Here is a 21,855-nt window from a genome sequence, read left to right as displayed (position 1 = left end):
ACCTTCTATCTTGGAAAATATTTTTTATAATCTTTTTGCAAATGTTCCATTGTCACGTGCGTATATATTTGCGTCGTTGACAAGCTGGCATGTCCTAATAATTCTTGGACAGTTCTTAAATCAGCACCATGTTCCAACATGTGTGTAGCAAAGGTATGACGAATCATGTGCGGATGAATATCAGCTGTTAGGCTGGTTTTCTTGATAATTTGATTCAAGATATACTCAATTCCTCTACTTGTCAAACCTTTACCACGACTATTTACAAAAACATATTGGTGATCCTGATGATTCTTTTGCATTAATTTTTTACGACCATCATTGAAGTATTTCTCTAACGCATTTTTGGCATAACTTCCAAAGGGAACATAACGATCTTTGTCCCCTTTACCATGTATCAAAACAATATTGTTAGCGAAATCAAGCTGGTCTAATACTAGATTAGCACATTCACTCACACGCATGCCAGTGGCATAGAGCAATTCTAACAAAGCTGAATTTCTCTGGGACAGTGGATCATCCCCTTTAACTGCTTCGAACAGTTCTTCCATTTCTTTTTCGTAAAAGAAACGTGGCAGTTTGCGGCCTTTGTGACGTATTTGTACTAAATCAAAAGGATTCTGCTTAATGAACTTATTTCTTACTAAAAAGTTATAGAAAGAACGTAAAGCCGAGATTCTTCGTGCCACAGTATCGGTAGCATAGTTTTCTTCATCTAAATATGTCAGGTAAGTTTCAACATCAACTCGTCCAATTTTAGTGAATCCAGTAAAACCACCATTTTTAGACAAAAAAGAAACAAAATTATCTATATCTTCTAAATAAGATTTTTTTGTTTCTTTTGAGTAATGATGATTAACCATTAAATTATCAACAAATTTATCGATTAATTCTTGTTCTATCATTTATTTTTGAATGTCCTCTTCATAATCACCGTTTGGACAGAGTATTTGACGACCACCCTTAACCTTCTTTTCAACTAAGTAGTGACCATCTTTTGGACAATCACGTCCAACTGGTTTATCCCATGAGACGAAATCACAATCCGGATATCTTGAACAACCGTAAAAAATACGATTCTTCTTAGATTTTCTTTCGATAACTTGACCTTTTTTACACTTAGGGCAAATTACACCGATTTCCTTAACGATTGGCTTAGTATTACGACAATCTGGGAAACGTGAACAAGCATAGAACTTACCATAGCGTCCCATTTTAATTACCATTGGGGCACCACAGATATCACAATCCATACCTGCTGGTTCATCTTTAATTTGAACTTTTTCAATCTTATCTTCAGCAGATTCAAGTTCTTTAGCGAATGGCTTGTAGTAACGATCAACTACCTTAACCCAATTCTCTTTACCTTCTTCGATATTATCTAATTCATCTTCCAAATTGGCAGTGAAGTCGATATTTACGATATCAGGGAAATAACTTTGAATTAAATTGTCAACGATCTCACCAAGTTCAGTTGGTTCAAAACTCTTACCATTCAATTTAACGTAATAACGTCTCTGAATTGTATCAATAGTTGGAGCATAGGTTGAAGGACGGCCTACACCATTCTCTTCCAAAGCCTTAACTAGTGAGGCTTCAGTAAATCTTGCAGGTGGTTGTGTAAAGTGTTGAGCTGGATCGTTAGATTGCAACTTAGCTTTGTCACCTTCAGAAATTTCTGGCAAGATGTTATCTTTCTTACTGTTTTCAGATGTACTTTGATAGACCTTACGATATCCTTCAAACTTCATCTTAGAACCATTAGCTCTAAACATAACGCCATTTTGAGAAAGATCAACTGTCATAGTATCAAAAACAGCTGGTGTCATTTGACTGGCAACGAATCTTGACCAAATCAAGTCATACAAGCGATATTGATCACGACTAAGAACGTCTTTTAGGGACTTAGGTGTTCTCATAGTAGATGAAGGACGAATAGCCTCATGGGCATCTTGAGCCCCTTCTTGGTTTTTATCCTTACGTTCTTTGACAGCTGCAAATGGTTCACCATATTCTTCATGAATAAACTTCGAAGCTTCTGCTTCGGCAACTTTAGAAATACGTTTGGAATCAGTACGCATATAAGTGATTAAACCTACGGTACCTTCCTTACGTCCCAAATTGATTCCTTCATACAATTGTTGAGCAATCATCATGGTTTTTCTAGTCTTAAAGTTTAGACGCTTGTTAGCCTCTTGTTGTAGCGAACTAGTTGTAAATGGAGCGGCAGGGAATCTCTTACGTTCCTTTTTAGTAACCTTATCAATTTCAAAGTCATTCTTTTTGTTGACACGACCTAATACTTCTTGAACTTGATCATTATTTTTTAATTCAGCTTTCTTTCCATCTAATCCATAGAAATTGGCTTTGAATTTATCTTTGCCATGTTTGAAAACTGATTCAATTGTCCAATACTCTTGAGGAACAAAACTCTTAATTTCATTTTCTTTTTCAATTACAAGTTTCAAAGCGATTGACTGCACACGTCCAGCACTCAAACCCTTTTTAACTTTAGCCCAAAGGATTGGGGAAATTGAATAACCTACTAATCGATCCAATACACGTCTGGCCTGTTGAGCGTCAACCAAATTCATATCAATTGATCTTGGAGTTTTAAATGCTTGTTTAACTTTATCTTTGGTAATTTCATTGAAGACGACACGATTTTTACCATCATCTTCTAATCCTAATAAGTGGGAAACATGCCAAGCAATAGCTTCACCTTCACGATCCGGATCGGCTGCCAGGTAAACTCGCTTAGCTTTTTTTGCTTCCTTCTTTAAATCTTTAATAACTGGACCTTTACCACGAATAGAAATGTACTTTGGCTCATAGTCATGTTCAATATCGACACCCATTTGACTCTTAGGTAAATCACGAACGTGACCTAAACTAGCAACTACGTGATAATTACGTCCCAAATACTTCTCAATTGTTTTTGCTTTTGATGGTGATTCAACAATCACCAAATTCTTTTGTGTTGATGGCACGCAAAGTGCTCCTTTCCAAAATGAATCAATTAAAACTGTTCAATATATTAATCACAGAATTTTATTTTGTCAATTCAAAAGATAAATTTATCTTCCAAATATAGTCTATAAATCATTGAAATTAATCAAAGGGATGGCACCCTCTTCAATTAGTTTATTACAACCAGCTGAAAGGTTAACATCGATTCTACCGGGAATAGCTAAAACATCCCGATTGTTCTCTAAAGCCAAATCCGCAGTAATTAAGGAACCACTGCGTTTCTTAGCTTCAGTAACAACAACCTTTTGACTGAGACCGGCAATTATCCGGTTTCGTTGAGGAAAATGCCAAGGTTCGATTTTTGTCATTGGTGGGTATTCAGTAACAACCAATCCCTTTTTCATAATTTCCGCTTGTAAGTGAAAATTCTCTTTAGGATAAGTTACATCTAAACCACTACCAACCACTGCAATCGTCTGTCCCTGATTCTTTAGTGCGGCCTGATGAGCCCAAGAATCGACTCCCTTAGCTAAACCGCTCACAATAGTATAACGATTTACAAGTCGTGGAACAAGACCACTTATACAACGAAAACTATAATCTGATGCTTGCCTAGCACCAACGATTGCGATGCACTCAGTTTTAAGTAAAGCAATATTCCCCTCAAAAAACAAGAGTGCAGGCGGATTATAAATCGTTCTTAACAATTCTGGATACTCAAAGTCCAAATAATTTATAGCCTTTAACGAACCGATCTTCTGCTTATCAAATAGGAAACGAAAGCGTTGAAACTTATCCAAGCCCCACTCCTGTTTTAATAAATCAAAGGATTCAGTTATTAGGTTAGCACTATTTATAGATTTTTTTATAATTTTTAGCATTATTTGATTCGAAATCATTCCTGTTAAACGACATTTAATCAAAAAGTTAGTTAATTCAGTCATAATAAAAACATCACTCCCTTAACTTAAATTACGAAAGTGATGTTTCTATTTTAATATAATTTAGAAATTTTTCTAACAGGCGAAAAACTCAAACGATGAATTTTAGTACGACCAAACTCATCTAAAGCCTTCAAATGTTGCTTTGTACCGTAACCGTCATTATTTTCAAAGCCAAACTCTGGATAGATTTTACTATACATCGTCATCAACTTATCACGTGAAACTTTGGCAACAATACTAGCAGCGCCAATACTCAAGGACTTGGAGTCACCTTTAATCAACTTTGTTTGAGGTATGTCAACAGGAATCGTCATAGCATCAACTAAGATATGATCAGGTTTCAAATAAAGATTATTAATTGAATCTCCCATCGTCAATTCCGTTGCATGATAGATATTTTCTCGATCAATTAATTGCGGACTACCCACTGCTACACTGATATCTATTGCTTGCGCACAAATCAATTTATAAAGCTCATCACGCTTTGCAATCGACAACTTCTTAGAATCATCAACCTCATACAAAGTATTATCGGGTGGCAAAATAACAGCAGCTGTGACAACAGGACCTGCCAAAGGACCGCGTCCTACTTCATCAACCCCCGCTACTGCTAAACCATGATCCCAAAAAGGCTTTTCGAGAAACTCCTTTTTGTGAAACTTCTCAATTAGTTCTTTTTGTTTCAATTGCTTCTTATAATATCGCTCTAATAATTTTTTAATTCCGCTACGTTCATCTTGTGAAAATTTATTTAATAATTCTTCACTTAAATCAGTTTGTTTCAGAATATTTCTTGCTTCGGCAATTGTATATTTACTCTTCATAAAACTCCCCAGGAATATCAAATGTAAGACGTCCTAATTTCAATTTTCTAACGTCATCGATAATTCTTCTGGAAGCACGATCATAGTCATCCTTATAACCAAATTTTTTCGTCAAATTCATCAATACTTCTGGTGTTGTATGGTTAAAAATATCGGACTTATCTAATTTGTAACTTTCAAGCAATTGATCCATGTAGTGAGTTTCCATAAAATTAAGCGCATAAATAGCCACATCATCGGGTGCGTAAATTTTGTCCTTAATTGCACCTGACAAAGCCAACTTCATCCCTACTTTAGGATCATCAATTTTAGGCCACAAGATACCTGGAGTATCCAATAAATCAATTCCAATATTAGTTTTTAGCCAATTTTGATTTTTAGTTACACCAGGTTTATTACCAGTAATAGCCACATTTTTTCCAACAAAGCGATTCAAAATAGTAGATTTTCCAACGTTAGGAATTCCAATACACATTGCTTTGATCCGATAATTTTGTACACCATTACGTTCATAACGGTCAATCTTATCTGACAATTCTGAACGAATCAAGCTTTTAATTTTACCTAGACCTTTATTGTGCTTAGCATCTAGTTCAATCGACTTAGTGCCTTCTTGTTCAAAATTGAGTTTCCAATCGGCTGTAACCTTAGGATCTGCCAAATCTGATTTATTAAGAATAATAATATGTTTCTTTTGGTCAATTATTTGTTCTAAAACTGGATTTCTGGATGAAAAAGGTAGTCTTGCGTCAACGATTTCAAGTACGATATCGACTAATTTTAGACGATCCTGCACTTGGTTCTTCGCTTTGTTCATATGTCCTGGATACCATTGTAATGCCATTGTCTTCACCTATTTTCTATCTATTTCTTGATACTTTTGATATACCTCATCAAAAATTGACATACTGGGTAAATAACCTGCATTCAATTCTAAATAATCTGAGATTTTTTGATAATTCTCCTCATGTTTAGGAAAAGATTGATCATGAAATGCGTTATTTGCAAATTCTGCATCTGGTTCAACACTGTCTGCGTTTCTTAGTGTCATTAAAAATTCATAAAAACTTCTTCGCATCTTTGCTCCTTTCTATTGATTGTCGGTGATCTTTGTATTCATTACCTCAAACGATAACTTGTCATGCTTCAAATCAATATTCTTTGCACGAATGCCATATCCCTCTTTGGTAGTAAATTTAGTAAATTTCAACAACATTGTCTTATCTTTGCCGTTAATGCTTACCCAATCAGGGGTCTTAAAACTATTCTTAATATAATTCATTACAAAGGAAATTGGCAACGATAAGTCCCCAATCTTCATTTCTTTAGCCTTTAAGAGTACATCCCCGTTAGTTTTAGCATATGGTTGCATCAAAATTGTAAAGTGAATTTTGGCTCCTAAAAACTTAATAGCACCAGATAATTCAGCATCCTTTTTCAATATTAATTGATATTCCGTCTTACCATTATTCAAAGTATTCTTTAAATAGTATTGAGCCATTTTATTGGCTTCTTCTTTGTTCATATTAACGGTAAAAACTTTATCATCATTATTGATTTTAGAACTGACTTGATAATTCTCAGTTGGTGAACTAAGTACTTTAGTACCCAAATAACCAAATCCCACTACTAAAATTGCTACTAAAGCAATAAATGCATATTTCCAATAATTCTTATTCTTCATAATTATTTAAAAAGCCACTCCTTTTTCGTAACACTAACTTCATCGAACACTTTTTGCGTCATCATATCGTAACCAGTTCCATTAGGATGGAAGTGATCCTTCTTGTAAAGATAAGGATTAGTTCCGGTCTTTTTAACCTTATTATCGATAGTTTTATTTTGATATAAATTATTAATATCAATGAAATAGGTTTTATTAAATCCACTAGCCACTTTGGCAGATGCTTTGTTCCAGTTAATGAATGCTATTTTAGCATTTTTTACATTCGATAAATAGATACTAAAAGGATTATAAATACCTATTAGATAAATTGGTGCCGATTCATTATAATTTCTCAAATCAGTCAATAATTGTTTTAATCTTTTGTCGAATTTAACTTGTTCATCAGCAATGTCACCCGCTGTCAGATCAATTCCTTTACGTTGCAAGAGGTGCATGAAGTCATTACCACCAACTGTCACCGTGATAATATCAGCCTTGGGTAGATCTTGATGCATCTTTTTATCAGACTTGATACGAGCCATAATTTGGCTACTAGTATCACCTGAAACACCATAATTATGCGACTGTGTGGGAACATTGAACTTCGACTGCACTTTTGACTGCAAACGAGTCACATAGCCACCACCAGCTTTGGAAGAATCACCAACCCCTTGTGTCAGTGAATCTCCGACTGCAACAATACTGATTTGCTTCTTTTTAGGAATAACTTTTTTCTTTGGTTTTATTATTTTCTTGGTTGTTTTAGTTACTTGGGCAGTAGACTGCTCACTTTGATTATTGTTAGTGAAATAATAAGCTCCACCACCAACAGCTATCAATATTAAAACTACGACTATGATCCAAATACTTTTCTTCTTCATTAATTAATCCATCTTTCAAAAAAAAGCTGATGCATTCATCAGCTTTTACTCTGTATAAAATTCAATTGCAAAGGCTCCAGAACCAGCATGTGTAGCAATAACTGGACTTGTCACTCTTATAAGCAACGGCACATCAGGAATAATTTCTTCCAGCTTAGCCTTTAGCTCATTAACATAGTCCATCTTGTCAACATAAGAAATTCCTACAGCTTTGATATTCTTTAAACCTTTGATTTCTTCCATTACGTTATTCATATATTTTTCAATTGTCTTGCGACCACGACCACGCTTAACAATATCTAGACTATTATTCTTTACTGTTAGAACCAAGTTAATATTCAACAAAGTTGAAAGTGTTCCAGCAAATCTGCTCAAACGACCTCCACGTAGAATATTTTCAATACTTGTTACACCCATGTAAAGATAAGTATGCGCACGAAGCTCATCCAAGGCCTGTTTAATTTCCTCAACAGATTTACCTTCTTGGGCCATTTGAGCGGCTCTAATTACTTGGAAGCCTTGGGCACGATCTGTAAATTCTGTATCGATGACTTCCATATTACGGTCAACCATATCTTCTACTTGTCTAGCTGCATTAATGGTACCACTAATGGCTGGTGTCATAATCAAGGCTAAGATATCCGTATAATCATCAGGAACCTTATCAATAACATCCATAAAAGTTCCAATTGATGGTTGAGATGTCTTAGGTAAATCCTTTGAAGAATCCATTTCTTCAACGAATTTTTCGCGTGTAATATTAACGCCATCAACATAAGTTTTTTCGTCAATACTAATTGTCAAAGGAACGACACTAATATTATACTTTTCTATTTCCTCTGGTGTTAACTGTACCGATGAATCGGTAAGGATCTTTACTTTGCTCATTTTATCCCTCTTTCATAGGGTTTTGTTTCCTATTACTTTTAATTATTATAACAAACTTAATAGGGTCTAATGATAAATAACTAATCATTTTACTAAAATAAATATGCTGAATCTTTATTAATTATACAATACCATAACCATATGAAAAGCCTTCTAAGACGTTTATAATAATTATAGTAAACAGTCCAAATAATTGAGGTTTTAACATGACGAAAAAACACAACTTTTCTAGAGCTTATTTAATTACAGATCAAGTCTTCAGTGCTGTCACTCATGGTATCGGCATCATTTTAGCAATTATTGGTGCCATATTCTTATTGATCAAAGGGTTTCAGCAGGGAAAGCCTTTGAACATCACAGCCTATTTTATTTACGCATTCACTTTGTTCTTCTTATATCTAAGTTCAACCCTATTCCACAGTTTATACTTCACTAAGGCTAAAGGCGTCTTTCAGATATTCGATCACAGTTCAATTTTCTTGATGATTGCAGGTACTTATACACCTTACTGTTTGATTGCTTTACATTCTACATTTGGAATCGTTATTCTAGCATTCATTTGGCTATTAGCCATTGGTGGTATTCTCTACAAAATCTTTAATGTTGGTCGTTTTAAGTATTTTGAAACATTGCTCTACGTTCTTATGGGCTGGGCTATTATCGTCGCCATGAAGCCACTCTACTATGCAATTGGCGGAACCGGTATTGCTTTGTTGGTCGCTGGTGGCGTTGCCTTTACGTTAGGAGCTTGTCTCTACTTAATGAAAAACATTAGATACATTCACGTAATCTGGCACATTTTCGTTATGATTGGTACAGCTCTAATGTACTTCTCAGTATACTTTTACGTAGTTTAAATTTTGTCCCAAGTCTCGAAGGTATATGGATAGATATTCTTATCATCCATATGGCCTTCTTTTTTTTCGACTAATTTAAACTTACTGTAGTCGATTGAACACATTTTAGTGTCACCTGTAAATTCATGATCAATCTTAGTCAGATATAGTCTATCAACATCGTCTTGGAATAGCTTAAAAATACCACTTCCACCGATAACCATAACTTCATCATCAGATTGTACATATTTTTTCAAGTCAGCCTTATCATTGATTAAAACTACAGAATCAGGTACCTGATAATCAGGATTTTTAGAAATAACAATATTTAGTCTCTTAGGTAAAGGACCATTAGGAAAACTTTCAAAAGTCTTTCGTCCCATAACGATGGGATGATTGATCGTTACATCTTTAAAATGGTGTAAGTCATTAGGTAATGACCATGGTAAGTGTCCTTTTTCACCGATGATGTGATTCTTATCTTCAGCCCAAACAAAACTTATCATTTACAGTTCCTCCTAAACAGCCACTGGTGCCTTGATGGCAGGTTGTGGATTGTAGTCATTCACGATTATATCTGAAGCTTCTATTTCGAAAATACTCTTATCACTCTTGATCTCTAATTGTGGTCCCATAGCTGGTTTACGACTAAGTTGTTCTTTAACTTGATCCAAATGATTCAAGTAAATATGAGCGTCACCTAAAGTATGAATAAATTCTCCTACTTCTAGACCAGTCTCTCTTGCAATCAAATGTGTCAAAAGCGCATAACTAGCAATATTAAAAGGTACCCCTAAGAAGAGATCCCCACTTCTTTGATAGAGCTGGCAGGACAGTTTACCATCATTTACGTAGAATTGGAACAACGTATGACAAGGTGGTAAAGCCATTGTTGGCACATCTTCTGGATTCCAAGCACTAACAATCAAACGGCGTGAATCAGGAGTTTTTTTGATTTGATCAATCACATTTGCAATTTGATCAATAAAACCACCATCACGTTTTTGCCAATGGCGCCATTGAGCTCCGTAAACATCCCCTAAATTACCGAACTTTTGAGCAAAAGCATCGTCAGTTAAAATAGCTTGATCAAACTTGTTCTTTTGAACTTTATACTCTTTGGCAAAATCAGTATCCACTAAACTGCGACGTCCGAAATCATTCATATCAGGTCCAGTATAATCAGTACTTTCAATATAGTTCTTAAAAGCCCATTCGTCCCAAATATGATTGTGATGTTCCAATAAGTATTTAATATTAGTATCGCCATGCAAGAACCACAATAGTTCACTCTTAATCAAACCAAAAGGAATCTTCTTAGTTGTCAAAAGAGGAAATGATTCTTGTAAATTAAAGCGCATCTGATAACCAAAGGTACTAATCGTTCCTGTTCCTGTACGATCACTTTTCTTGTGACCTTGATTCAAAACATATTGTAAAAGATCTAAATATTGTTGTTCGTTGTGCATTTTCTTCTCCTAGGCAAATTGACTTAAATATTCCCAACGTTCCATCAGTTTTTCTTCTGCTTGGTTCTTTTCATCAAGTTCTCTTTGATAATCCATTAATTTTTCGTAACCATTGTCTGGATTATTCAATTCATCTTGTAAGGTGGATATTTCAGAATCCAATTTGTCGATCTGAGGTTCTAACTTTTCGTACTCTTTTTGTTCTGCATAAGTCAGCTTTTTCTTAGGCTCAGCTTTTTGTTCTTGTTCAGCCTTTTGCTTAGCTTCAACGTGCTTTTGTTCCTTAGCCTCATGATGTTGAGCCTGTTTCTTAGCAGTCGCTCTTTGTAAGTAGGCTGAATAAGAATCATAGCTCTCTTCAATTTGACCTTGGCCTTCAAAAATCAACAATTTATCAGCAATTTTATCTAAGAAATAGCGATCATGGGATACTGCCAAAACAGTTCCTTTAAAGCTACTCAAGTAATCTTCCAAAATTGTCAAAGTTTCGATATCCAAATTATTAGTTGGCTCATCAAGCAAAAGTACATTTGGTTGGTCCATTAGAATGGCTAGTAAGTATAAACGACGTTTTTCACCACCGGATAGCTCACGAACAAATGCACCCTGCATTTGATGATCAAACTTAAAGGTATCTAGCATTTGTGAAGCTGACATGTGTTCACCGTCAGTATTTCTCACACCTTGGCCGATACTCTCCAAATATCTAATTACACGCTTATCAGGATCCATATCACGCGTATGTTGTGTATAGTAGCCAATCTTTACTGTTTGACCAGTTTTTATCTCACCTGAATCCAATGGGATTTGCTTATCAATAGCATTCAAAAAGGTAGTCTTACCAGAACCGTTTGAACCAGTTATCCCAATACGGTCACCACGTGATACTAGATAGCTGAAATCATCTAAGATAATGTGTTTAGCAAATTTCAAATTAGCATCTTTAATATCAAAAACATCATTACCCAAACGTTGTTGGGCAATATCGATTGACATTTCTTTTTGAACATCTGGTTTATCTTGAAGATCTTCTTTTAAATTAGTAAAGCGATCTTTTCTAGCTTGCTGTTTAGTTCCACGAGCTTTAACGCCGGCACGCATCCACTTCAATTCTTGTTTGTAGAGTTGGGTTTTGTGATGTTGTTCTGAAGCATAAATGTCTTCATTATCGGCTTTTTGTTGAAGATACTTCTCATAGTTACCGTCGTATTCAGTTATGTTACGATTTTCAATTTCAAAAATTCTTGTAGCAACCTCATTTAGGAAATAACGATCATGGGTTACAAATAGAACGGATCCTTTATACTTACTCAAATATGCTTGCAACCAGTCAATTGCTTCATAGTCCAAATGGTTAGTTGGCTCATCAAGGATTAAAAGATCAGCTTCAGAGATTAAGGTCTGGGCTAAAGCCACACGTCTTTGTTGACCACCAGATAATTCTGAAATCTTCTTGTCCAATTCTGTAATACCAAGCTTATTCAAAATCGATTTAACATCTGATTCCATCTGCCAAGCTTCAGATGCGTTCATCTGCTCCTGTAACTTGAAGAATTCATTTTGAATCTTAGTATCAGTCGAATTAGCGTTAAACTTAGTCAATGAATTTTCATATTGACGAATTAATTGGAATTTTTCGCCACTACCATTGAAGACAGCATCAATAACAGATGAATTTTCATCCAAATCAGGTTGCTGCTTCAAATAAGAGATTTTATAATCTTTTGGTTTATCGACTGTGATTGTATTCAAATCACTATTATTAACAATACCGTCCAAAAGTGTTGTCTTACCAGTACCATTTAGGCCTAAAAGACCAATTCGGTCACCTTCGTTAATTGTAAAGGTAACATCCTTAAAGAGTGTTCTTTCTCCAAAGGATTTTGATGCATTAGTTATATTTAAGGTTTTCAATTAATTTTCACCACTGTAAATAAAAAATTCCTCTACCCATGTAGATAGAGGTATCAAACTTATCAATATTTATTATCACATGTAACCCGTCGATTGTAAAACCTCTTAGTACTCTTTTAACTGATCCAATGCATAGTATAGCTGTTGGACTCCGCCAAACCTGACTAAAATTTTTTCACGTTTTTCATCAAAATAAACGACTGCCCCAATTTGATCTTTCATAGCATCTTTTTGATCAACAATTTTAACCATCGATCCTATTTTTAAATTCCCCATATTAATTTCTCCCAATAAAATACGGAACACAAGTCAAAATAAATTAACCAATGTCCCGTATTTTTAATTATAATTCTTCTTTATATAAGTCATATACCGTATTTTCTGGATCAATTGAAATAAATAAGTTTCCACTCTTGCTTGAAATTGTTGAAGTTTGATAAGCATTGTCTAAGCCTTCAGCATCTTTTTGCTTGAATGGGAAGTAAATCTCCATTGGTTCCTTGCCTTCGTCATCTTCAAAAACAATGTCACACTTTTCGATATCTTGATACTTAATAATACGGTTGAACATACCATCTGCCAAAGCAGCTGTAGAAACATCAGTATCCTTAATGTAGTCAGCTGCAGGTAAAATTTCAATTCTAAAACGTTTACATGGGTGAATCTCTTGCATACGTCCACCCGCGATACGTCCATAACTTGTAGTTACACGAGAAATCCAAACATCACTCATTTCTCCATGATTAACTGTCCAAGTATCATCATTTCTGAAGTAGAATTTCAATTCTTTAAAAACATGCTTAGTCATATTACCACCCTTTCAATCATAAAATACTTACTGATTTCATAATAACACAGGGTTATTGATTACTTAACAAATAATGTCTTAATTCATCAAAATTATTGTAAACGTTTCCTTCCACGACAGCACGCTCTATTTGAGACATTGATTTTCCAATAATTGGACCTGGTTTTACACCTAGAATCTCACAAATATCTTTTCCTGTAATAGCTAAATCATGACTATTTTTGATAGAAATTTGCTCTACTTTTTGTTTTAAATCTACATAATCAAATTCAATTTGAAGCATTTGGCAAAGTTGAAGCACACGTTCAAAATTATCCAAGCCAAATTTATAAATATTCCACAAATCGTAATCCTGATTCTCAAACAAATGCAGCATATCCAGACTATTCACACTAGCCTCACGAACCTTATTGGAAACCTTCCAATCACGTAAAAATCTGTTGAATTCGGGATGATTCATATTTAAAGCGTAGCCAATTGCTGTCCAAGCTGCATCCTCATCGACAAAAGTACCCTCAGCATTCAATAATTCAGACAATTCCACCCGCTGGTCTTTGAAACCAGGACAATACTCACTCAAATTCAACTTGAGAAAGTCAGCAAAACCAGTTTTCCACGATTGACTCAATAGCAATTTAACGAATTCTTCTCGAATACGTTCAATTGCTATTTTGGACAACAATGGTGCATTATCAGCCACTGCCTGAGCCGTTTGAGCTTCAATTTGAAAGTTCAATTGGGCTTGGAATCTAACTGCTCGCATCATTCTCAAAGCATCCTCGTGAAATCTAGCTTCAGCCTGACCAACTGCTCGAATGATTTTCTTGTCCAAGTCTTTTAACCCATCGAACTTATCAATCACATTACCATTCAAATCAACTGCTAAAGCATTGATCGTAAAATCACGGCGCTTTAAATCATCAGCTAGTGATCTCACAAAAGTTACTTTATCTGGACGACGATAATCTTGATAACCGGATTCTGTTCTAAAAGTAGTAATTTCATATGACGCATCATTCAATAATACCGTGACTGTGCCATGTTGAATTCCGGTATCAATTGTACGTTTAAAAATTTTCTTGATTTCTTCCGGATAAGCACTTGTAGCAATATCGACATCGTGGATCGGTAATCCTAAAATATGGTCGCGCACACTTCCCCCAACGAAATAAGCCTCAAATCCGGCTTGCTCAATTTCTTCTAGTACTGGTAACGCCTGTTTAAAATCTTCAGGAAGTTGTTTGATTTGCATATTTTTACCTCACATAATCATAAAAGTCTTTATTTATTATATACCAATCATGAATGTTACTAAATAAAGACCTTATAATGCGGTTAAAATTATAAAAATAGCCTCACTAAGATATACATTGATCCTAGTGAGGTTATTACTAATTTCTATATTTGATCCAATAGATTATGCATTTCTTCATTATCAGGATCTTGTTTCAAGTACAGTTGAATGGCTGGCTTGAGAACATCATTATTACCCGTGCTACGAAGGATTTCAATTAAATCTGATAAGTAATCCAAATTATCCTTAAAATCGTCGAGAACTAGCAAAATATTCTCCTGAGCCTTATTTACATCATCAGTTTCAAATTCTGATTTGGCTAGATTCCAAACCAACTTAGGATTATTACTGATGTCACGACCGTTCAATAAATCAAGATTACTCTTGAATTGGCCTTTAGTTACATAATAATCACTCAGTTTAATTACCAAAGGCAAAGGATTCTCTACTGTTTGAATTCCTTTTTCAAGTATCTTGATTGCCCCGGTTGGATCTTCCGCAGTTCCAGCATCAAAAGCTATCTGATAAAGATTGTCATCTAGTTCATTCAAATTCAAACCTAATTGTGCATACTTGAAGGCATCGGAATTCTTCTTAATGTTCAAATAATCCTCGGCCAAAATTGAATAAGCAGTTGGATAATCACGGTTCGTCTCCAAAAGTTTTTCCAAGATACTGATTGACTTGTTATAGTTTTTAACTTGATTATACAAGAAGCCTAATTGGAATTGAGCGTCCTCATTCAACTCAATCGCATTCAAATCTTCATAAACGTCAATAGCTTCTTCATACTGACCATCCCCAGCAAGGGAACTGGCCTTACGTAAAACAATTGAGATACCAGAGTAATTTTTAATGCCCATATCTAATAACATATCGTAATATGTCAAAGCTTTACTGAATTTATTCTCATCAAAATAAACTTCAGCTAAAGCAAACTTGAATACTTCTTCATCAGGGAATTCTCTGATACCACTTAATAGTTTTTGTTCACTAACTTCATACAAACCTTGAGATTGATATATATCGGCTGAAACCAGCAAATTTTCGGCATATGCTGGTGAATCGGGCGTGATTTGAGAAATATAGCTTAAAGCTTGATCGGTATCTCCATCAGACACAGAAATCTCCGCTAAACGAGACAAAATTTGCCCTTCAGTTGGATACATCGTTAATAAATGGTCATAGACAGTCTTAGCTTGGACGGATAAACCACGGCTCATCAAAGTCTCTGCAAGTGAGAATTGAGTTTGGTCATCATCTTGTACAATTGATTCTTGAATTAAAGAATCAACTTTCGAAAAGTCACCATCATCAATTGTTTCTATAACTTCATCTGCTTTACTCAAATTGTTACCTCCATATTTTTGCGTAAAAAAAGACGGTCTAATGACCGCCCCTAATTAAAAAGAATTATTTAACTGAATCCTTCAAAGCCTTACCTGGTTTAAATGCAGGAACCTTGCTTGCAGGAATCTTAATTTCTTCGCCAGTTTGTGGGTTGCGACCCTTACGAGCAGCACGTTGACGTACTTCGAAGTTACCAAAGCCAATCAATTGAACTTTGTTGCCTTCTGATAAGTTTTCTTGGATTGTTTCAAAGACTGCATCAACAGCTGAAGTTGCATCCTTCTTTGTCAAACCAGTTTTACTTGCTACACTATCGATAAGTTCAGCTTTATTTGCCATATGTAAAAATACCTCCGAAATTTGTAAAAAATTTAGAACACATGAACTATTTGAATGCGTTCATTATTCTATTTACAAAACTACCATAGGAATGTCGATGTGGCAAGCATTTAAGCCGTTTTTTACGATAATTTTCTTTAAATATAAATATATTTATAAAAGCGTGTAAAATAGCACCGTTTTAGGCTCTATTTACGTTTTCTTGGCAAGATCTTAATTGGTGTTCCTTCAAAGTCAAATGTATCTCGTAATTGATTTTTCAAGAAACGTTCATATGAAAAATGCAATAATTCACTATCATTAACGAAAACAACGAATGTTGGTGGTTGAATAGCTACTTGTGTCATGTAGTAAATACGTAATCTCTTACCATTAACTAATGGTGTTGGTGCAATTGAAGTAGCACGCAACAATAGATCATTCAGAACAGCTGATTGAATTCGACGGTGACGGTTATCGAAGACACGTGTTACTAATTCTGGAATTTGATCTAAACGTTGTCCCTTAATTGCTGAAGTAAAGAGAATTGGAGCGTATGACAAGTATTGGAACTCTGCTCTAATTTGGTTTTCAAAGTCCTGCATAGTGTGAGTATCTTTCTTCAAAGCATCCCACTTGTTAACAACGATAATAACACCTTTACCAGCATTATGAGCATAACCAGCTACACGTTTATCTTGTTCACGAATACCCTCTTCAGCATTCAAAACAACACAGACAACGTCAGACTTATCAATTGCACTCAACGCACGCAATACAGAGTATTTCTCTGTATTTTCATAGACCTTACCACGTTTTCTAATACCAGCAGTATCAATCATTGTAAAGTCTTTGTCGAGCTTCTCATCATGATACTTAGTATCGACAGCATCACGTGTCGTTCCTTGCATATCAGAAACAATAACACGCTCGTCGCCTAAAATAGCATTAACTAATGATGACTTACCAACATTAGGACGACCAATAAAACTAAATTTAATTGATTCGTCATCTATATCTTTATCATCATTAGGAAATACCTTTACGATTTCATCCAACAAATCACCTAAACCAGTTCCCTGTGAACCAGAAATAGGATTAGGATCGCCAAATCCTAGTGAATAAAAGTCATAAATATTCTCACGTTGTTCTGGATTATCAGCCTTATTAACCGCTAAAACAACTGGTTTCTTAGTACGATAAAGGATTTTTGCAACATCCTCATCTTCCTTAGTAACACCATTTTGTCCATTAACGATAAAGACAATAACATCAGCTTCATCAATCGCAATTTCAGCTTGGTTCTTGATTTGCACTGACATCTTTTCTCCGCTCATTTCAATACCACCGGTATCGATCAAACGGAATTCCTTTCCAAGCCAACTAGCACGTGAATAAATACGATCTCTAGTTACACCCGGTGTATCTTCAACAATAGATAATCTTTCATTAATTATTCTATTGAAAATAGTAGATTTACCAACATTGGGGCGTCCTACTAACGCAACTACTGGAACAGCCATAATCTGCCTCCCTACTTATGTTCATTAACAATTTCTGTAACTTTTTTAACAACTTCTTCAATGGTCATATCTGATGTATCAACTTCGATAGCGTCGTCAGCCTTTTTCAACGGCGAAATTTCACGATGTGAATCCTTGTAATCACGAGCAGCAATTTCATCTTGCAATTCTTTCAAAGGTGTATTGATGCCACGTTCAAGGTTTTCTTTATAACGTCTTTGCGCACGTACTTCTACACTAGCAATTAAGAAAATTTTTACTTCGGCATTAGGCAAAACAGTCGTTCCAATATCACGACCATCCATTACGATATTAATGTCGTTTGCCATGTCTCGTTGCATTTGAACTAATTCCGTTCTAACTTCTTTGATTGCTGAGACTTGAGAAACGTTATTAGTTATCTCTTCTGTTCGAATAGCATCTGAAACATCCTCATCATCTAAGTAAACGTGTTGACCATCTTCTTTATTAAGAAAATGGATCTTGTGTTCAGACATTAACTTCAAAATATTGAAAGTATCACCATACCCTACATTATTCTTTTTTGCAAGTAATGTTACTGTACGGTACATCGCACCAGTGTCGCAATAAACAAAATCTAAATTTTTAGCAATTAATTTGGCAATAGTACTTTTACCAGCTGAGGCTGGTCCATCGATTGCAATTTGCATCTATTTTTCTCTCCTTAATAAAAGGGCCCAGACAAAATTGTCAGAGACCCTTAATTACTTAATCTATTTTACTCTTAATGTTGTACCTGGTGTCAATGTACCAACATTACCATTCAAACTCTTCAATTGAGCTGTTGTTAAATTGTTGTTGTAAGCAATTCTGAACCAGTTATCACCGGCCTTAACAGTGTAATATGAAGCTCCACTATTAGCATTACTATTTGATGTAGTGCTTGAAGTATCTGAACTGTTGGAACTATCAGTACTATTTGATTGGCTAGCTTGTGATTGTGAATCTGAGCTTGTTGTTGAATTGGCTGTATTGTTATCACTTGCTGTAGTGTTACTACTATTTGAAGTAGTACTGTTGTCATCATTTGTAGCATTTGAGTTAGAACTATCATTATCTGTTGTATCAGAATTATTATTACTATCATTACTTGAAGAATTGTTGTTGCTTGTTGACTTCTTAGTTGTTGTCTTCTTGGCAGCTTTCTTCTTAGGTGTAGCTTTCTTAGTAGATTTCTTCTTTTTCTTAGTTGACTTGTCTTTGTTTTCTACTGACTTAGCAGATTGAGTACTATCCAAGTCGCCACTACTACTACCTTTAACAGCATTGATAACCACTGGTGTAAACATAATAATAATTAAGGCAATAACCAAGGTAACAACTAAAGTATGATTACCACGTTGTTTTTCTTTAGTTACAGCACGTGACACATGTCCATCATCGTCAGTATCAGTATCGAAACTGTTTTCCCAAGGCTTACTACTCTTCTTATCATCATCTTCAGCTTCATCATCAACTGAATCTTCTGATTCAGATTGATCAAGTGCTTCGGGTGCTACTGGTGTAGGTATTGGTGTTTCGGGAACAGACTGATCGTCCTCTGGTGCTGAGTCATAATTATTATCGTCATAATTTGGTTCCGGATTATTATCCTGTTTTGCTTCGCTTAAATGATCTTGGCTTTCTTCAGATTGAAGATGATCTGCAGACTCCTGATTCTCATTTATTGTTGAGTCATCAGTATTTTCTTCTACAGGTGCATCATTAGAAGTTTGATCGTCAGAAACCGCACTAGTAGGTGTAACTTCATCACTTGTGCCATCACTAATTAGATGATATTTCTTCAAATCTTCGAGACTAACGGATCCCTCAAGTCCTTGTGTGGATTTAGGAACGCGAGAATCGCCAGACATATTGTTTTTATCCTTATCGGCCATTAAAAACCAACCTCCTAATTTCTATCTCTTAAAGCATATCATAAAAGTTTAAAATTTTTCTTTAAAGATTTATAAAATTCTGTTAGTTTCTCATTTTATTGAGAAATGTCCTTTGATACGTGGATAAACAATCATCGTAGCCGCTGAAATGATCAGTGCCTTGACAATATTAAATGGTACCACACCTGTTGCCACATATTCGGCCAAACTCATATTTAGTTTCATTCCAATCACGTTCATATAAAGTGGCATTACAACGAAGTAGTTCAATAATGACATAATAACCGTCATTACAACTGTTCCTGCAATCACTGCCATAACCTTCTTATTCTTCTTCCAGAAGTAATTGAAAGGCAATAACAAAGCAACTGACCCCACAAAGGCGGCTCCATTACCGATCAAGCCTGCCACACCACTACCTGTGACGATTACGTGCACCATTGACTTCAGTAATGCAATTAAAACTCCACCTACGGGACCAAATGCAAAAGTTCCAATCAGTGTTACTACATCACTTAAATCAACTTTCAAAAAAGGTAACCAAAACAGAATTGGAAACTCGAAAAACATCAGAATCGTTCCCAATGCTGCAAAAACAGCTACTCCTATTACCTCATGCATCTTATCTAAACTTTTCCCCATTAAAATCAACCTCTCCAATTGATTTCCAAAGAAAAAAGACCTATTTTGGGCACACCAAAACAGACCTTAACCTTCTGTTTTCTTTCATCTAGACTTTACTATCGGTATTGGAATCTAACCAATTCAACCAGCAATGCTGGGTCGCGGACTTTACCGCCGGTCGGGAATTTCACCCTGCCCTGAAAACCAATTATTTAATTTTATACTCTCAATATAGCAGAACGCCTGATATAAGACAACTGTGGAGTTTTTCTAACATCGATACCATTCCATTATTAAGTACCCAAAAAGTACGTTTTGGCAGTCTTTTTGCGGTTCAAAGGAATTAAATTTTATCTTCAATTTTTCCAATATTCACTAAAAATGTGCCATTTTATATATTATCCAATGAATCCAGACCCTTGTGTATACTTAATAGGTAGATATTCATCGTTAGCAACTTTATAGCACCATCCAATTCAACTTAGAATTTTCATCTCGAATAATGGGAAATCCAATCGAAACACCGCTCGACTTAAGAAATTCTCCAAAATTTGTACCAACAGAACATATGTCATAGTAACACCCGACATCGGTAAATATTTTTTGCTTTTGCCATACCCCAACAGAAATAAACCCAATCAGTGCATTGAAAAGTATTTCCTTTTGAATCAAACACGGGCATATCAGTGATGATACCCAATGTTTTGATAGCACTAGTAACTAAGTCACATTGTGGTGAAATAAAATTAACCACCTACTTAATTGAATTCTTAATAATTTCATCTGAATACTTATCTACATCAAGTTGCATACCAGAATCATGCATGACGTGTTGAAACAGATAATTTCTATCTTTCAGATCATTTTCGAAAGCTTGAATGTACTCATATCCATCTTCTGATTCAGTATTGGCGTAGATATCAGATGACATCTTATCTCTAGATGGGTATTTGGCTACTGACTTCCACAAATTACCATGACCGACATAGTAACTCTTCGAATCTCAATGTCTGATGTATCGTTCCAGTCTTGTGGATCACCACTAAGGTCGTTTAATACAGGAATGTTTATTAGTCCTACCCGGTTCTTGATGATGTGAACCCATCACATCATCAGATGGAACAGCACCGGAGGTTAAAAGACGATTGGTCTTAGTAGTGTCATTGTTAATATATTGTATCCATAGGCGATTCTTAACATTTTTTGCATGGCATTATCTAATTTAGTTTTGACGCTTTCAAAGTTTTGCTTTGTTTCGTCATCATTAGAACCAACAAATAGTCCAGCAAACGACAATGGCAACTTCATACCTCAACCATTTTAGTAGCTAAGTTAATTAGATTCCAATGCTGATTCTCAGCTTTCAACTCTTCAAGTCGGCTGTTTCAGTATCAGCTTTTTCTTTACCAATCATATTGGCTTCAGCATCATGTTTAGCATTAGCGTTCTTGATTAAATCAGGAATACTGGCAACCTTTTCTTGCTGTTTATCATCAGATACCTCCCTAGACTCATTGCCGTTCGTTTGACTATTTAGGTTCAGGAATTATCCTCCTGCTTTAAGCCCGTCGGCTTTAATTTCCATTTAGAGTCCGTTAACTATATCTATGGCTTTTTAACGCCTGATACACGTCTGAAGGCAATAAAA

The 21,855-nt window shown here is 35.3% G+C and carries 24 protein-coding genes and 1 riboswitch; of the genes, 1 reads left to right on the top strand and 23 read right to left on the bottom strand.

Annotated elements, in window-relative coordinates:
• Nucleotides 1-5: 5 nt before the first annotated feature.
• From xerC to ATN92_RS09010, 9 genes are all read right to left on the bottom strand, one after another.
• The gene (xerC, locus tag ATN92_RS09050) at nt 6-905 is read right to left on the bottom strand and encodes a tyrosine recombinase XerC (RefSeq protein ID WP_056952379.1); all 900 of its coding nucleotides are present in this window, start codon (nt 903-905) and stop codon (nt 6-8) included.
• Nucleotides 906-2,990, bottom strand: a complete 2,085-nt coding sequence (topA, locus tag ATN92_RS09045) for a type I DNA topoisomerase (protein ID WP_056952377.1) — start codon at nt 2,988-2,990, stop codon at nt 906-908.
• A 105-nt stretch (nt 2,991-3,095) separates the two neighbouring features.
• Nucleotides 3,096-3,914, bottom strand: a complete 819-nt coding sequence (gene dprA / locus ATN92_RS09040; RefSeq protein WP_056952374.1) for a DNA-processing protein DprA — start codon at nt 3,912-3,914, stop codon at nt 3,096-3,098.
• A gap of 50 nt (nt 3,915-3,964) precedes the next feature.
• Nucleotides 3,965-4,738 carry a ribonuclease HII gene (gene rnhB / locus ATN92_RS09035; protein ID WP_056952372.1) on the bottom strand — a complete coding sequence of 258 codons (774 nt, stop codon included), beginning with the start codon at nt 4,736-4,738 and terminating at the stop codon, nt 3,965-3,967.
• Nucleotides 4,728-5,582: a ribosome biogenesis GTPase YlqF gene (ylqF, locus tag ATN92_RS09030; RefSeq protein ID WP_054642272.1), complete on the bottom strand. Its 855-nt coding sequence runs from the start codon at nt 5,580-5,582 to the stop codon at nt 4,728-4,730. Before ylqF ends, rnhB begins: the two co-directional genes overlap by 11 nt.
• A 9-nt stretch (nt 5,583-5,591) precedes the next feature.
• The gene (locus tag ATN92_RS09025; RefSeq protein WP_025084931.1) at nt 5,592-5,816 is read right to left on the bottom strand and encodes a YozE family protein; all 225 of its coding nucleotides are present in this window, start codon (nt 5,814-5,816) and stop codon (nt 5,592-5,594) included.
• A 12-nt stretch (nt 5,817-5,828) separates the two neighbouring features.
• Entirely contained in the window at nt 5,829-6,422 is a 594-nt protein-coding gene (locus tag ATN92_RS09020) for a YpmS family protein (protein ID WP_056952370.1), read from the bottom strand.
• Nucleotides 6,423-6,424: 2 nt separating this feature from the next.
• A complete protein-coding gene (locus tag ATN92_RS09015; protein WP_056952369.1) occupies nt 6,425-7,285 on the bottom strand; it encodes a DUF459 domain-containing protein in 861 nt (286 codons plus the stop codon).
• Nucleotides 7,286-7,330: 45 nt separating this feature from the next.
• On the bottom strand, nt 7,331-8,173 hold the full coding sequence (locus tag ATN92_RS09010) for a DegV family protein (protein ID WP_056952366.1): 843 nt from the start codon (nt 8,171-8,173) through the stop codon (nt 7,331-7,333).
• 206 nt (nt 8,174-8,379) lie between these two features.
• Here ATN92_RS09010 and trhA point away from each other — a divergent pair, with 206 nt between their 5' ends.
• A complete protein-coding gene (trhA, locus tag ATN92_RS09005; protein ID WP_056952364.1) occupies nt 8,380-9,030 on the top strand; it encodes a PAQR family membrane homeostasis protein TrhA in 651 nt (216 codons plus the stop codon).
• Here the strand turns inward: trhA and ATN92_RS09000 are convergent.
• The 14 genes from ATN92_RS09000 to ATN92_RS08935 all read right to left on the bottom strand — a co-directional run bounded on the left by ATN92_RS09000 (nt 9,027) and on the right by ATN92_RS08935 (nt 21,515).
• Nucleotides 9,027-9,515, bottom strand: a complete 489-nt coding sequence (locus ATN92_RS09000; RefSeq protein WP_056952362.1) for a dihydrofolate reductase — start codon at nt 9,513-9,515, stop codon at nt 9,027-9,029. The genes trhA and ATN92_RS09000 overlap by 4 nt on opposite strands.
• A 12-nt stretch (nt 9,516-9,527) precedes the next feature.
• Entirely contained in the window at nt 9,528-10,478 is a 951-nt protein-coding gene (locus ATN92_RS08995; RefSeq protein WP_056952360.1) for a thymidylate synthase, read from the bottom strand.
• Nucleotides 10,479-10,487: 9 nt separating this feature from the next.
• The gene (locus ATN92_RS08990; protein WP_056952359.1) at nt 10,488-12,392 is read right to left on the bottom strand and encodes an ATP-binding cassette domain-containing protein; all 1,905 of its coding nucleotides are present in this window, start codon (nt 12,390-12,392) and stop codon (nt 10,488-10,490) included.
• 105 nt (nt 12,393-12,497) lie between these two features.
• The gene (locus tag ATN92_RS08985) at nt 12,498-12,668 is read right to left on the bottom strand and encodes a hypothetical protein (RefSeq protein ID WP_156638752.1); all 171 of its coding nucleotides are present in this window, start codon (nt 12,666-12,668) and stop codon (nt 12,498-12,500) included.
• Between the two features lie 67 nt (nt 12,669-12,735).
• Nucleotides 12,736-13,200 (bottom strand): hypothetical protein, encoded by a 465-nt coding sequence (locus tag ATN92_RS08980; protein WP_025086352.1) that lies wholly within the window; start codon nt 13,198-13,200, stop codon nt 12,736-12,738.
• A gap of 52 nt (nt 13,201-13,252) precedes the next feature.
• Complete coding sequence (locus tag ATN92_RS08975; RefSeq protein ID WP_056952357.1) at nt 13,253-14,452, bottom strand: CCA tRNA nucleotidyltransferase; 1,200 nt, start codon at nt 14,450-14,452, stop codon at nt 13,253-13,255.
• A 146-nt stretch (nt 14,453-14,598) separates the two neighbouring features.
• On the bottom strand, nt 14,599-15,843 hold the full coding sequence (locus ATN92_RS08970) for a tetratricopeptide repeat protein (RefSeq protein ID WP_056952355.1): 1,245 nt from the start codon (nt 15,841-15,843) through the stop codon (nt 14,599-14,601).
• A gap of 64 nt (nt 15,844-15,907) precedes the next feature.
• A complete protein-coding gene (locus ATN92_RS08965) occupies nt 15,908-16,183 on the bottom strand; it encodes an HU family DNA-binding protein (protein ID WP_010019909.1) in 276 nt (91 codons plus the stop codon).
• Nucleotides 16,184-16,371: 188 nt separating this feature from the next.
• Nucleotides 16,372-17,685: a ribosome biogenesis GTPase Der gene (gene der, locus ATN92_RS08960; RefSeq protein ID WP_056952352.1), complete on the bottom strand. Its 1,314-nt coding sequence runs from the start codon at nt 17,683-17,685 to the stop codon at nt 16,372-16,374.
• Nucleotides 17,686-17,696: 11 nt separating this feature from the next.
• Nucleotides 17,697-18,356, bottom strand: coding sequence for a (d)CMP kinase (gene cmk, locus ATN92_RS08955; protein ID WP_056952350.1), 660 nt, complete (start codon nt 18,354-18,356; stop codon nt 17,697-17,699).
• Nucleotides 18,357-18,419: 63 nt separating this feature from the next.
• Complete coding sequence (locus tag ATN92_RS08950) at nt 18,420-19,583, bottom strand: LysM peptidoglycan-binding domain-containing protein (protein ID WP_056952348.1); 1,164 nt, start codon at nt 19,581-19,583, stop codon at nt 18,420-18,422.
• 90 nt (nt 19,584-19,673) lie between these two features.
• Entirely contained in the window at nt 19,674-20,225 is a 552-nt protein-coding gene (locus tag ATN92_RS08945) for an ECF transporter S component (RefSeq protein WP_056952345.1), read from the bottom strand.
• A 72-nt stretch (nt 20,226-20,297) separates the two neighbouring features.
• Nucleotides 20,298-20,416, bottom strand: a riboswitch (FMN riboswitch).
• A 545-nt stretch (nt 20,417-20,961) separates the two neighbouring features.
• Complete coding sequence (locus ATN92_RS08940) at nt 20,962-21,138, bottom strand: hypothetical protein (RefSeq protein WP_156638751.1); 177 nt, start codon at nt 21,136-21,138, stop codon at nt 20,962-20,964.
• A 203-nt stretch (nt 21,139-21,341) separates the two neighbouring features.
• A complete protein-coding gene (locus tag ATN92_RS08935; protein WP_156638750.1) occupies nt 21,342-21,515 on the bottom strand; it encodes a hypothetical protein in 174 nt (57 codons plus the stop codon).
• Nucleotides 21,516-21,855 lie beyond the last annotated feature (340 nt).

Source organism: Companilactobacillus bobalius (genome assembly GCF_009764355.1).
The sequence above is the reverse complement of the archived record's forward strand: the minus strand, read 5'-3'. Positions and strand labels throughout refer to the sequence as shown.